Genomic DNA, 15,330 nt, shown 5'->3' with positions numbered 1-15,330 from the left:
GCACCGCCGGCGAACCGCCGATCGAACGCCAACCCCGCGATGTCCCGGTGCCGCACCGCGACGCCCTTGGGTACCCCGGTCGACCCCGACGTGTACATGACGTAGGCGAGGTTGTCCGGATCCACGGAGACGGCCGGCGCGTCGGCCGGCTCTGCATCCGAGGATGCGTCCACCACGACGATCGGTCCGTCGTGGACGGCACGCGCCGTCGACTCCCACGCCCGATCGGTCACCAACACCGTCGCCCGGGCTTCGGTGCGAATCAGCCGCAGCCGGTCGACCGGCGCATGCACGTCCAGCGGCAGGTAGACGCCGCCCGCCTGGAGGATCGCCAGCTCGGCCACTGCCAGATCCGCCGAGCGATTCATCAACAGTCCGACCACCTGCTCGGCGCGTACGCCCAGCCCGATCAGCCGGTGCGCGAGGCGGTTGGCGCGCGCGCCCAACTCCGCATAGCTCACCTCAACACCACCGCAGACCACAGCAGGCGCCTCCGGAGTGCGCGCGGCCTGCGCGGCGAACAGCGCCGGAACGGAACCGATCGGGACCTCGCAATCGGTGTCGTTCCACTCCACCACCACCCGATCCCGCTCGACTGGCGTCAGCAGCGGCAGGTCCAGTACCGCGCGGTCGGGGTTCTCGACGATCTCCGTCAGCAGCACCACCAGGTGGCGGGCCAGTCGCTCGACCGTCGCGGCGTCGAACAGCCGCGGGTCGAACGCCAGCGCGAAGTGCAGCCGGTCGGCGAGGTAGGCGCACAGGCTCACGGCGAAGTTGGTGGTGTCGACCGCCCGGACGTCCCGTACGCGCAGGTCCTCTCCGGTGACAGCCGAGTCGTCGATCGGGTAGTTCTCGAACACGACGACGCTGTCGAACAGGTTGACCCCGCCGGGCACCGCGCTCCACGACTGGAGTTGGGCCAGTGACACGAAGTCGAACCGCCGCGCCTCGCTCTGGTCGGCCTGGAGCGCGCGCAGCCACGGTACGAGTCGCTGCGCGCCGTCGATCCGCACTCGGGTCGGCAGGGTGTTGATGAACATGCCGACCATCGACTCCACGCCCGGCAGTTCGGCGGGCCGGCCGGACACCGTCGTGCCGAAGACCACGTCCCGCTCGCCGCTGTAGCGCGACAGCAGCAGCGCCCACGCGCCCTGAATGATCGTATTGATCGTCAGCCCGCGCTGCCGCGCCACCGTGTGCAGCCTGGCGGACTCCGGCGCCGGGACCTCGATGCGCACCGACTGGCTCGTTTCGGTGCCGTGGGCCAGCACCGGCTGCCGGTCGTGCGGCAGCGGGGTCGGCGAGTCGAACCCGGCGAGCGACCGTTGCCAGTAGCTCTGCGCCTCATCGCGGTCCTGCCGGCGCAGCCACTGCAGGTAGTCCCGGAACGGCCGGCGGGCCGCCATGTCGGGCCGACGCCCGTGCACGCTCGCCAGGTAGTGCTCGCACGCCTCGGTGAACACCTGACCGGCGCTCCAGCCGTCCAGCACGATGTGGTGCGAGGTCCAGATCACCAGGGCTTCGTCGTCGGGCAGCCGGGCGATGGTCAGCCGCATCAGCGGGGCCCGGGTCAGGTCCATGCCGGCGGCGCGGTCGTCCTCCAGTACCCGCTTCAGCGCCCGCTCGATGCCCTCTCCGGACAGGGTGCGCCAGTCGTGGTGGGTGATGGGCAGGGCGGCCCGGCGCTGCACCACCTGTAGGGGCTCGGGCACGCCGTTCCACACGATTCGGGTGCGCAGCGCGGGCGTCCGGTCCACCACGCGCTGCCAGGCTTCGCCCATGGCCCGTGGGTCGGAGACGCCCGACAACGTCAGCGAGATTTGGTCGAAGTAGGCGCCGTGCGCGTCGACCAGGCCGTGGAACAGCATCCCGGCCTGCAGCGGCGTCAGCGGGTAGACGTCGGAGACGTCGCGGCCGTCTCCGACGACCCGGTCGACCTGCTCCTGGTCGAGGCCGGCGAGCGGGAAGTCGGACGGGGTGCGTCCGCCGGCGTCCGGCAGCGCGCAGTGCGCGATGATCTCGCGCAGGTTCTCGAGGGCCTCGCCGGCCACCCGCGCCACGGTCGCCTCGTCGTGCACCTCGGCGGAGTAGGTCCAGCCCAGCTCCAGCTCGCCGTCGGCGACCACTCCGGTGACGTCCAGCAGGTAGGTGCGCGGGCTGGCGGGGTCGATGTCCTGCCCGATGCCGGGCAGCCAGGCGCGGTAGAGGCCGCGTTCACCGGCGCCGCTGCCGTTGGCGCCGCTGCCCAACTGGCCGTGGAAGTTGAAGCTGATCTGCGGCGCGGGCTGACCCGTCAGCTGGCTCGCCTCGCTGAGATAGCGCAGCGCGCCGTAGCTCACGCCCCGGTGCGGCACCGCGCGAAGCTGCTCCTTGACGGACTTGAGGACCGCACCCCAGTCGGCCGTCGGCGATACCGTGAGGCTGAGCGGGAACTCAGCGGTGAACCAGCCGACCGTACGGGACAGGTCCACCCCTTCCAGGATGTCCTCACGGCCGTGTCCCTCGACGCCGATGAGAACCCGGTCGTGCCCGGTCCACCGGGCCAGCGCCCGGCCCAGCGCGCTGAGCAGGACGTCGTTGACCTGGGTGCGGTAGACGTCGGGAACGGTGCGCAGCAGCGCGTCGGTGTCGTCGCGGCTGAGGCGTATCGAGACGGTACGGGTGGAGCCGGCGGTGTTGGCGCCGGGGCGGTCGACCGGCAGGCACGTCGGGGCGCTTACCGACAGGTTGGCCCAGTAGTCCACGTCGCCGTCGAACCCGCCGGACCGGGCATGCTCGGCCAGCCGGCGCGCCCAGTTGGCGTACCCACTGGTCTTGCCCCCGAGCCGCACCGGTTCGCCGGCGGCAGCCTGGCGGTACCCGGTCTCCAAGTCGTCGAGCAGGATGCGCCAGGAGACCCCGTCGATCACCAGGTGGTGGACGGTGAGGAGTAGCCGGGGGCGCCGGCCGGGGCCGAACGTGAACAGCACGGCCGCGAGTAGCGGGCCGTCGGCGATGTCCAGGCCGGTCTGGGCGGCTATCGCGGCGCGTTCCATGGCGTCGAGCCGGGTCATTTCTTCCACATTGGGCAGGTCGTGCTGGCTGAACACGGGCGCAGAATCGGGAACACTGTCCTGCTGCCACGGGCCGTCCACTCGCGAGAACCGCATCCGCAGCGCGTCGTGGTGGTCCACCAGCGCGTCCACCGCGCGGCGCAGCGCGTCCTCGTCGACGTCCTCGACCAGCTCCACCAGCATCGTCATGGTGAAGTGCGCTGGATTGATTGCACTGTCGTCGAGGAACCATCGCTGGATCGGGGTGAGCGGCGCCGGACCCGTCCACGGTTCCGGACCGACCGGCTGGGATACCGGTTCCATGTCGACGCTCGTGGCGAGTTCCGCGATGGACTGGTAGACGAAGATGTCCTTGGAGGTCAGCCGCAGCCCGGCCTGGCGGGCGCGGGACACCACCTGGATGCTCAGGATTGAGTCGCCGCCGAGGGCGAAGAAGTTGTCGTGGACGCCGACCCGCTCCACGCCCAGGACGTCGGCCCAGACCCGGGCCAGCTCCCGCTCGATGGCCGTGCTCGGGGCCACGTACGCCTGCTCCGTCTCCGGTTCGACCCCCGGCGCGGGCAGCGCCCGCCGGTCCACCTTCCCGCTCGTGCTCTTCGGCAGCTCGTCGAGGACCACGAACACCGACGGGACCATGTACTCCGGCAGGGTGCTCTTGAGCCAGGACCGCAGTTGCGACGCCGCGGGCGCCTGTCCTGCCACGGGTACCAGGTACCCGACCAACCGCGGGTGTCCGGTCTCGTCGCGGGCGACCACGACGGCTTCGGCGATGTCGGGATGGCGCAGCAGCGCCGCCTCGATCTCGCCGGGCTCGATGCGCAGCCCACGGATCTTGATCTGCTCGTCGACCCGGCCGAGGTACTCCAGCACGCCCTCGGCGGTCCAGCGCGCCCGATCGCCGGTGCGGTACATGCGCGTGCCTGGTTCGCCGAACGGGTCGGCCACGAAACGTTGGGCGGTCAGGCCCGCGCGGCCGAGGTAGCCGCGTGCCACCTGGGCGCCGGCCAGGTGCAGCTCGCCGGGGACGCCGACCGGCAGCGGCCGCAGCCGGTCGTCGAGGACGTACGCGCGCAGGTTGGGCAGCGGTCGCCCGACGATCGGTCCGGTTCCAGCGGTCACCCGGCTCTGCAGCGCGTCGACCGTGCACTCCGTCGGGCCGTACAGGTTGTAGCTCCTGCTGTCCTCGACCGCCGCCAGTTCCCGCCACAGCGACTCGCCGAGCGCCTCACCGCCGAGCATGAGTATCAGCGGCCGGTGTCGATCATCGCGCAGCAGCCCGGCCGGGAGGAGCTGCGCGAGGTAGGACGGCGTCACGTCGACGTAGTCGATCCGCCGCTGCGCGATGTACTCGACCAGGTCGTGCGGGTCGAGGCGTACCTCGTCATCGATCACGTGCAGTTCGTGGCCGGCCGCCATCAGCAGCGGCCCTTCCCACGACGTGTCGAAGGAGAAGACGGCCGTCAGCGCGGCGCGCAGGCGCCGGTCACCGATATCGGCCAGGTAACCGTGCAAGTGACTGAACAGCAGGTTCGTCAGGTTGCGGTGCGAGACGACCACGCCCTTCGGCTGCCCCGTCGACCCGGAGGTGTAGATGATGTAGGCGGCGTTGTCGGCCCGTAGCGGGGCGATCCGGTCGGCGTCGGTGGGGTCGGTCGCCGGACACGTCGCGATGAGGGCCTGCGTGTCCGGGTCGTCCAGGAGCAGCCGGGCCACCTCGCCGGCCGCCGCGGCGACGTTCCCGCTGTCGCGGGTGGTCACGCACACGGTGACAGCGGCGTCGCGCAGCAGGAAACCGATCCGTTCCGCGGGCAGGTCCCGGTCGATCGGCAGGTACACCCCGCCCGCCTTTCCGACGGCGAGGATCGCCACGACCATCTCGGCCGACCTCGGCAGGGCGAGCGCCACCACCCGTTCCGGCCCGATGCCCAGGCCGATCAGGTGGTGCGCCAACCGGTTGGCGCGCGCGTCCAGCTCGGCGTAGTCGAGCGCGGTGTCCCGGCAGACAAGAGCGGTCTCGTCCGGTGTGCGCCGCGCCTGCTGCTCGAACACCTCCGGGAACGTGGCCGCCGGCACGTCGAGGTCGGTGTCGTTCCATTCGACGAGAACCCGGGAGCGCTCGGCGTCGGTCATCAGCGGAAGGTCGGCGATCGGCCGATCCGGGTCACCGGCTACGGCGTCCAGCAGCACCAGCAGGTGGCCGGCCATCCGCCGCATCGTGGCCGCGTCGAACAGGTCGGTGTTGTACTCCAGCAGTCCGGTGAGGTGGTCGTCCTCCTCATGGAAGTCGACGCTCAGGTCGAAGCTCGAGGTCACGACCGGCGGGGCGACCTCGTCGGCGGTCAGGCCGGGTAGGTCCGGAACCCGGTTACGGAGGTTCTGCAGCACCACCATGGCCTGGAACAGCGGGTTCCGGCTGGTGTCCCGCGCCGGCTGGAGTTCGTCGACCACCCGCTCGAACGGCACCTCCTGGTGGGCGAAGGCCTCCAGTACGGTCGAGCGCACGTCACGCAGGAAGTCGGTGAAGGTGCGCGCTCCGTCCACCTGGGAACGCAGCACCAGCGTGTTGACGAAGACGCCGATCACGCGCTCCCATTCGGCGCGCTCACGGCCGGATACGACCGTGCCGACGGCGATGTCGTCCTGGCCGGACCACCGGTACAGCAGCACCTGGCAGGCGGCGAGGAGCGTCGTGAACAGGGTGCCGTCGTACCGGCGGCCCAGGGCCCGCAGGCGGGCGGTCACGTCGGCGGGCACCTCGAACCGCAGCAGCGCGCCGTTCTTGGTCTGTACGGCGGGCCGCGGCCGGTCCGTGGGCAGTTCCAGCGGCGCGACTCGGTCGAGCTGGCGGCGCCAGTAGTCGAGGTGCTCGTCGAACGCCGCCCCGGCGAGGGCGTGACGCTGCCAGGCCGCGAAGTCGGCGTACTGGTGCGGCAGGGCCGGCAGGTCTGGCGCCTCGTCGCGCACGGCCACGGCGTACAGGGTGCTCAGCTCGTCGAGTAGCACGCCCATCGACCAGCCGTCCGTGACGATGTGGTGCAGCGCCAGGCTCAGGACGTGCTCGTCGGCGGCCAGGCGCACCAGGCACGGCCGCAGGAGCGGGCCGGTGCGGAGGTCGAACGGGCGGGTGCTCTCGGCGGCGAGGATCCGCTGCAGTTCGGCCTCGCCGATGTCCTCGGGAAGGTCGGACAGGTCGAGGACCGGCAGCGGCACCTCCTGCGGCGGGTGGATCCGCTGTACGCCACGGCCGTCGCTCGCGTCGAAGGTGGTGCGCAGCGACTCGTGCCGGGCGACCAGGGCGGTGACGGCCTGGCGCAGCGCGGCGACGTTCAGGCCGCCACGCAGGCGCAGCCCGCTGTAGGTGAGGTACTCGCTCGTGTCGGGCTCGAACTCGTCGAGGAACCACAGCCGTTGCTGGGCGAACGACAGCGGCAGCTCGCGGTCTCGCGGTGCGACCGGGATGACGGGTGGTGTATCGACCGGCGTCCCGGCGATGCTCGCCGCGAGCGCCTCGACGGTGGGGTGGGTGAACACGGCGCGCGGGGACACGTCCACGCCGAAGGCCGCCCGCAGCCGGGACGCCACCCGGATGCTCAGGATCGAGTCGCCGCCGAGGTCGAAGAAGTTGGTGTGCGCGCCGATCCGCTCGGCGCCCAGGACCTCGGCCCAGATCCCCGCCACGGCGCGCTCGGCGTCGGTACGCGGTTCGACGAAGTCCGCCCGGCCGGCCCCGCCCCACTCGGGCGCCGGCAGCGCCCGGCGGTCGAGCTTTCCGTTGGCGTTCAACGGGATCGCGTCGAGCGCGACGAACGCCGACGGCACCATGTAGTCCGGCAGGGTCCGGTCCAGGGACGAGCGCAGGTCCGCGGGCGCCAGGTCGCCGGCCGGTACGACGTACGCCACGAGGCGCTTGAGGCCGGGCTGGTCCTCCCGCGCGACCACGGCCACCTCGGCGACCGCCGGGTGCTTCGACAACTCGGCCTCGACCTCGCCCAGCTCGATGCGGAAACCGCGGATCTTGACCTGGTGGTCGGCGCGGCCGAGGTACTCCAGCGCGCCGTCGGCGCGCAGGCGGGCCAGGTCGCCGGTGCGGTACATCCGGGTGCCCGGCGCACCGAACGGGTCGGCGACGAACCGCTGCGCGGTCAGGCCGGGGCGGCGCAGGTAACCGCGGGCGAGGCCGGCACCGGCGACGTACATCTCGCCGGGCACGCCGGGCGGCACCGGGTTCAGCTCCCGGTCCAGGACGTACACCCGTAGGTCCGGAATCGCCGCGCCGATGACGCTGCCCGGCGCCTCGGCGGCCGCCGGCCGGTCGAGGGCCACGTACGACACGTGCACGGTGGTCTCGGTGATCCCGTACATGTTCACCAGCACGGGCGCGGTGTCGGGGTGCCGGTCGTACCAGTCGGCCAGCCGCCACAGGTCCAGCGCCTCGCCACCGAAGATGACGTACCGGAGAGCCAGCTCCGAACCGTTCTCCTGGTCGGCCCGCATGAGCTGGTAGAACGCCGACGGAGTCTGGTTGAGCACGGTCACCCGCTCGGCGGCCAGCAGCCGCAGGAAGTCTTCCGGCGAGCGGGTCACCGCGTGCGGCACCACGACCAGGCGGCCGCCGTGCAGCAGCGCGCCCCAGATCTCCCAGACGGAGAAGTCGAAGGCGTACGAGTGGAACAGCGTCCAGACGTCGTCGTTATCGAAGGTGAACCAGTCCTTCGTCGCGGAGAAGAGGCGCACCACGTTGCGGTGGGAGATCACCACCCCCTTCGGCTTCCCGGTGGAGCCCGACGTGTAGATGGCGTACGCCGGGTTGTCGGGAACGAGGTTGACCGACGGATCGGTCGCCGGGGCGGTCGCGAGGTAGGCCTGGGTGTCGGGATCGTCCAGCACCAGCCGGGGCACAGCGTTGGCCATGGTGGACAGGTGGACCTGGCCGGTCGTCAGCAGCACGACCGGGTCGGCGTCGCCGAGGACGTGCGCGATCCGCTCGGCCGGATAGTCCGGGTCCAGCGGAAGGTACGCGGCGCCGGTCTTTCCGACGGCCACGATGGCGACGACCATGTCGAGCGAGCGCGGCAGCGCGAGGGCCACGAACCGCTCCGGCCCGGCGCCCGCCTCGATCAGCCGATGTGCCAGGCGGTTGGCGCGGGCGTTCAGGTCCGCGTACGAGAGGCCGGCGTCCCCGTACGTCACCGCGACCGCCTCGGGGCTACGGGCGGCCTGGTCGGCGAACAGGTCGACGAGGGTGCGCTCGGACGTCTCCCGGCCGTTCGGGTTCCACTCGACCAGTACCCGGTGGCGCTCCTCCGCCGACATCCACGGCAGGCGGGACAGCGGCCGGTCCGGGTCGGCGGCGATCGCGGTGAGCAGCGTCCGCAGCCGTTCGGCCATCATCGCCGGCGTGCCGGCGTCGAACAGCTTCGGGTCGTACGCGAGGTCGAAGCCGAGCCGGTTGGACAGGTGGGCGCGCAGGCCGAGCGGGAAGTTCGTGGTGTCGAGGGCCTGGACGTCGCGGATCCGCAGGCCCGCCTCGGCGGCGGTGGCGCCGTCGAACGGGTAGTTCTCGAACACCACCATGCTGTCGAACAGGCTCGCCCCACCTGGGATGTCGCTCCAGCCCTGCAGCTGCGCGAGGGAGACGAAGTCGTACCGGCGCGACTCGCTCTGCTCGGCCTGCAGCCGGCGCAGCCACGGCACGACGTGCTCGGCACGGTCGACCCGTACCCGCGTCGGCACGGTGTTGATGAACATCCCGACCATCGACTCGACCCCGGGAAGCTCGGCCGGGCGGCCGGAGACGGTAGTACCGAAGACGACGTCCGGTTCGCCGCTGTACCGCGACAGCAGCAGCGCCCACGCGCCCTGCACGATCGTGTTGACGGTCAGCCCGTGACGCTGGGCGACCTCGCGCAGCCGCGCCGACTCGGCCACGGTCAACGCTGTCCGGACCAGGTCGCCGGACTCGGTGCGGTGGGCTTCGAGGGGCTGCCGGTCGTACGGCAGGGGCGTCGGCTCGTCGAATCCGGCCAGCAGGCGCCGCCAGTACGCTTCGGCCTCGCCGCTGTCCTGGCGGCGCAGCCACTGCAGGTACTCCCGGAACGGCCGGCGCGCCACCAGCGCCGGCCGGCGGCCGGTGGTGATCGCCGCGTACTGCTCGCACACCTCGCCGAACACCTGGGCCAGGCTCCAGCCGTCGAGCACGATGTGGTGCGAGGTCCAGATCAGCAGCGCCTGGTCGTCGGTGTACCGGGCGATCGCCAGCCGCATCAGCGGGGCGCTGCGCAGGTCGAGCCCTTGCGCGCGGTCCTCGGCGAGGAGCCGCCGGAGTTCTTCCTCGTGCTCCACTTCGGACAGACTGCGCCAGTCGTGGTACCCGACGGGCACGGTCACCCGCCGGTGTACGACCTGCAGCGGCTCGTCCACGCCCTCCCAGACCACGCTGCTGCGCAGCGCCGGCGTACGGTCGACCACGCGCTGCCAGGCCTCGCCCAGCGCCCGTGGGTCCGCGACCCCGTCCAGCAACAGCCGGGCCTGGTCGAAGTACGCGCCGGAGCCGGCGTCGACCAGGCTGTCGGCGTCGACCAGGCTGTGGAAGAGCATCCCGGCCTGCAGCGGCGTCAGCGGGTAGAGGTCCTCGACGTCGCGGCCGTCGCCGGCGAGGCGGTCCACCCCGGCCTGGTCGAGCCCGGCGAGCGGGAAGTCCGACGGGGTACGGCCCCCGGTGCCGGGCCGGGCGCAGTGCGCCACGACCTCCCGCAGCCCCTGGAGCGTCCGGTCGGCCAGCCGCCGGACGGTGGCCTCGTCGTGCACCTGGTCGGAGTAGAGCCAGGTCAGCTCCAGCTCGCCGGCGTCGACGACGCCGGCGACGTCGAGCAGGTAGGTCGCCGGCTCGTCGGGGTCGATCTCCGGGCCCAGTCCCTGGCCGGCACCGCTTTTCCGGTCGACACTGTCGCCGCGGTCGGAGTACAGGCCGGCCTGGGTCGCCGAACCGCCCCACTGGCCGTGGTAGTTGAAGCAGATCCGGGGCGCCGGGTCGGCGCGTAGCGAATCATCCGGGCGCAGGTAGCGCAGCGCCTCGTAGCTCAGGCCCCGGTGCGGCACCGCGCGAAGCTGCTCCTTGACCGACTTGAGGGTCCCACCCCACCCGTCCTCGGACGCGGGCACGGTGAGGGCGACCGGGAACTGGCTGGTGAACCACCCGACGGTACGCGACAGGTCCACACCTTCGAGGACCTCTTCACGGCCGTGCCCTTCCAGCGCGATCAGTACGCGATCACGCCCGGTCCACTCCGACAGGGCCCGGCCGAACGCGCTGAGCAGCACGTCGTTGACCTGCGTGCGGTACGCGTCGGGCACCCGGTGCAGCAGCGCGTCCGTCTCCGCCCGGCTGAGCCGTACCGTCACCGGACGGGTGGAGCCGGCGGTGGCGACGCCCGGCCGGTCGACGGGGAGTTCGGGCGCCGCGCTCTCCGAGACGGCCTCCCAATAGGCCAGGGCGTCGTCGAACCCGCCGCCCCGAACGTGCCGGGTCAGCGCGTGGGCCCACCGGGTGAACCCGGTGCCGGCCGGCGCCAGCTCCACCGGACGGCCGGCGGCGGCCCGGTGGTACGCCGTTTCGAGGTCGCCGAGCAGGATCCGCCAGGACACCCCGTCGACGACGAGGTGGTGGGCGGTGAGGAACAGGTACGGCGACCGCCCCGGTCCGCGTACGAACAGGGCGGCGCGCAGCAGGGGACCGGTGCCGAGGTCGAGCTCGGCTCGGGCGGCTCGCGCCGCCGCCTCGATGGCCGACCGCTGTGCTGCCTCGTCCACCATGGACAGGTTGTGCACGTCGAGCAGCCGGGTCGGCCCGGGCGCGACCGGCTCCTGGCGCCATTCACCGTCGATGACAGCGAACCGCAGGCGCAGGGCATCGTGGTGGGCCACGACCGCGTCGACCGCCGTACGCAGCGCATCTTCGTCGACATCCGCCTCCAGCTCCACCAGCATCGACATGGTGAAGTGGCGCAACGGGCCGTGGGTGGTGAAGAACCAGTGCTGGATCGGGCCCAGCGGGGCCGGCCCGGCGACCTCGGCGTCGGGCGCGGTCTGGGCGGCGCCGGCGTCCGTCGCCACGACGGTGGCCAGCTCGGCGATCGTCTGGTACTGGAAGATGTCGCGGGACGTCAGCCGCAGCCCTGACTGCCGGGCGCGGGACACCACCTGGATGCTCAGGATCGAGTCGCCGCCGAGTGAGAAGAAGTTGTCGTTGATCCCGACCCGCTCCACCCCGAGGACCGCTGACCACCCGGTGGCGAGGGTCCGCTCCAGGTCGGTCCGCGGAGCCACGTACGCCGACTCCGACTCGGGCACTCCTTCGGGGGCGGGCAGCCCCCGCCGGTCGACCTTCCCGCTGGTGCTCTTCGGCAGCGCGGCCAGGACGACGAACGCCGACGGCACCATGTACTCCGGCAGGCTGTGCTTCAACCCGGCGCGCAGGTCGGCGGCGCTCGGCGCAGCGTCTCCCTTCGGTACGACGTAAGCGATGAGGCGCTTGTGCCCGCCGTCATCCGCCCGCGCCACGACGACCGCCTCGGCAACGTCCGGCCGGCGCAGCAGCGCCGTTTCGATCTCACCCGGCTCGATCCGGAAGCCGCGGATCTTGACCTGCTCGTCGGTGCGGCCCAGGTACTCCAGCGTCCCGGCCGCGGTCCACCGGACCAGGTCACCGGTGCGGTACATCCGCTCCCCCGGCGCGCCGAACGGGCACGCCACGAACCTGTCCGCCGTCAGCCCCGGCCGCCGCAGGTAGCCCCGGGCGACCTGGGTACCGGCCAGGTACAGCTCACCGGCCACCCCGACCGGCACCGGCCGCAACCACCCGTCGAGAACGTAGGCGCGCAGATTGGCCAGCGGCCGGCCGACGGCCGGCCGTGCCCCCCGGGTGACCGGGCCGGACAACGCGTCGACCGTGCACTCGGTCGGGCCGTAGAAGTTGTACGCCGTCGTGTCCGGCGCGGCCGCCAGGTGACGCCACAGCGGCTCGCCCAGCGCCTCACCGCCCAGCATCAGGATCCGCGGCCGGTGCCTGCTGTCGGTCAACAGGCCGGCCGGGATGAGCTGTTGCAGGTACGACGGGGTCAGGTCGAGGAAGTCGATGCGGCGCTCGGCGACGTAGTCGACCAGCGCCTGCGGGTCCAGCCGCAGCCCTGAGTCGATGACGTGCACCTCGTGGCCGTCGGCCAGCAGCACCAGACCTTCCAGCGACGTGTCGAACGAGAACGCCGCCGTCAACGCCACCCGCAGCCGCCCACCCCCGGCCGCGGCCACGAAGTCGTTGCGGTGGTTGACCATCAGGTTGACCAGGCTGCGATGCTCGACGATCACGCCCTTGGGCGTACCGGTCGAGCCGGAGGTGTAGATGACGTAGGCGGCGTTGTCCGGCCGAAGCGGCGCGGTCCGGTCGGCGTCGGTGAGGTCGGCGTCGGTGAGGTCGGCGTCCGGCAGCGCCGCAAAGATCTGCGGATCGTTGAGCAGCGCCTCGTCGAGCACCAACACCGGGGCCGCGTCCCGCAGGAGGAACTCGACCCGGTCAGCCGGCTGGTCGGGATCGACCGGCAGGTACACCGCGCCGGCCTTCCACACGGCGAGGATCGCCACGACCATGTCGGCCGAGCGCGGCAGCGCCAGCGCGACGGCCCGCTCCGGCCCCGCGCCCCGGGCGACCAGGTACCGGGCCAACCGGTTGGCCCGTGCGTTCACCTCCGCGAAGCTCAGCGCCGTGTCCCCGCACACCAGCGCCGTGGCGTCCGGCGTCCGCGCCACCTGGGCCTCGAACACCTGCCCAACCGTCGCCGCCGGCACGTCCAGCGCGGTGTCGTTCCAGCTCAGGAGCGTCTGATGCCACTCGTCGGCGCCGACCAGCGGCGTGTCCGCGAGGGGCCGGTCCGGGTCGGCGGCGATGGCGGTCAGCAGGGCGCGCAGGTGTCCGGCCAACCGGTCCATCGTGGCGGCATCGAACAGGTCGGTGTTGTACTCCAGCGCACCGGCCAGGACGCCGTCGGTCTCCTGGAACTCCACGGTCAGGTCGAAGTTCGCGGCGGCCCGGTCGACGCCGATGTGGTCGACCTGAAGGCCGGGGAACGCGGGCGGCCGGCGCTGACCGTTGTGCAGCAGCACCATGACGTCGAAGAGTGGGTTACGGCTGGGGTCGCGCTCCGGTTGGAGCTCGTCCACGATCCGCTCGAACGGCACCTCGTCGTGGTCGAACGCGTCCAGCACCGTGTCCCTCACGCCCGCGAGGAGCTGCCGGAAGGAGAGCGACTCGTCCACCGTGGAGCGCAGGACGACGGTGTTGACGAAGAAGCCGACGACCCGGTCCAGCTCCGGCCGGTTGCGGCCGGAGACCACGGTGCCCACGGCGACGTCGTCCTGGCCGGCGTACCGGGCGAACAGCACCTGGCAGGCCGCGACGAGCGTGGTGAACAGCGTCGTCTCGCCGTCGCGCGCAAGGTCGCCGAGCCGGGCCGCCACCTCGTCCGGGATCGTGAACTCGTACACCGCCCCGCTCGAGGTTCGGACCGCCGGGCGGGGCCGGTCCGTCGGCAGTTCCAGCGGGGCCAGGCCGGCCAGCTGGCGCTTCCAGTAGCCGAGGTGCTCATCCAGCGCCGGGCCGGCCAGGCGGTCCCGCTGCCACACCGCGAAGTCCGCGTACTGCAGGGGCGGGTCCGGCGGCGTGGCCTCCTCCCCGCGTACGGTCGCCCCGTACAGCGCGCTCAACTCCTCGGCGAGGACACCCATCGACCAGCCGTCGGTGACGATGTGGTGCGCGGTGAGCAGCAGGACGTGCTCGTCGTCGGCCAGGCGTACCAGCAGCGCCCGGATCAGCGGCCCCTGCCGGAGATCGAAGGGCTGGGAGTACTCCTCGAACAGCAGCCGGTCCAGCGCCGTGCCGTCGCAGCGCTCCACCTGCCGCAGCGGCAGGTCGTACGCCCGATGGACGACCTGCACCCCCTTACCGTCCACATCGTCGAAACTGGTCCGCAGCGACTCGTGCCTGCTGGCCAGGGCCCGCAGGGCACCGGCGAGCGCTGGTACGTCGAGCTTGCCGACGAGGCGCAGGCCCAACGCGCTGTTGTACTCGGCGTCGCCGGGCCGGAACTCGTTGAGGAACCACAGGCGCTGCTGGGCGAACGACAGCGGCAGTGGACCGGTACGGTCGGCGCGCGGGATCCCGTCGGAGCGCTCGGCCTGACCCGCGAGCCGTTGCCGTAGCAGCTCCTGAAGGTGCGCCGGGAGCGCGGAGATACGGCTGTCCCTGGATGACGGCATAAGGCTGCTCCTTTAGAGGTCGTCGCGGTTGCCGTCACCGAAGGCAACGCGTTCGAGTTCGCGCAGGACCTTGTCTTCGACCAGTTCCGCCAGCGCGCAGACGGTGCGCGTGACCAGGACCTCCCGCGGCGTAAGGCCGACATCGAAGGCTGCTTTGATCCGGGAGGCGATGTGCAGGCTGCGGACCGAGTCGCCGCCGAGTTCGAAGAAGTTGTCGTGAATACCGACCCGGTCGGTGTCGAGGACCTCCGCCCAGATACCGGCGATGGCACGCTCGGTATCGGTACGCGGGGCCACGTAGTCGGCTTCGGCACCGGTGCCGCTGTGGTCCGGGGCGGGCAGCGCGCGCCGGTCGAGCTTGCCGTTCGGGCTCAGCGGCAACGCCTCGAGGGTCACGAACGCGGCCGGCACCATGTAGCCGGGCAGGCGGCCGGCGACCAACGCCCGCACCGCACCGACATCCACCATGTCCGCGGCCGGCACCAGGTAGGCCACCAGACGCTTGGCCCCGGGCTGATCCTCCCGCACGACCACCACCGCCTCGCCGACACTGGCATGGCTACGCAGCACCGCCTCGATCTCACCCAACTCGATCCGGAACCCGCGGATCTTGACCTGATCGTCGGCCCGGCCCAGAAACTCCACCTGCCCGTCGGCCCGCCAGCGCACCACATCCCCGGTGCGATACATCCGCTCCCCCGGCGCGCCGAACGCACACGCCACGAACCGCTCCGCCGACAACCCCGACCGGCCCAGATACCCCCGCGCCAGCCCCACCCCGGCCACATACAACTCCCCGGCCACCCCGACCGGCACCGGCCGCAGGCGGTCGTCAAGCACATACACCCGGGTGTTGGGGATCGGCACCCCGATCGGCGGCACCCCACCACCGACCTCAAGCGGCCGACTCCAGGTCGCCACCACCGTCGACTCCGTCGGCCCATACGAATTGATCATCCGCCGCCCCGCA

At 72.0% G+C, this 15,330-nt stretch carries 2 protein-coding genes; both read right to left on the bottom strand.

The features are described 5' to 3' along the window. Positions 1-14,360 (bottom strand): non-ribosomal peptide synthase/polyketide synthase (locus HC028_RS26535; protein ID WP_168080183.1); only part of this gene is annotated, 14,360 nt, incomplete at its 3' end. A 12-nt stretch (positions 14,361-14,372) separates the two neighbouring features. Beyond that, the coding region (locus tag HC028_RS26530; protein WP_168080182.1) for a non-ribosomal peptide synthetase at positions 14,373-15,330 on the bottom strand (958 nt) is incomplete at its 5' end.

The sequence above is a fragment of the Planosporangium flavigriseum genome, from assembly GCF_011947225.1.
In the GTDB taxonomy this organism is placed as follows: domain Bacteria; phylum Actinomycetota; class Actinomycetes; order Mycobacteriales; family Micromonosporaceae; genus Planosporangium; species Planosporangium flavigriseum.
The sequence above is the reverse complement of the archived record's forward strand: the minus strand, read 5'-3'. Positions and strand labels throughout refer to the sequence as shown.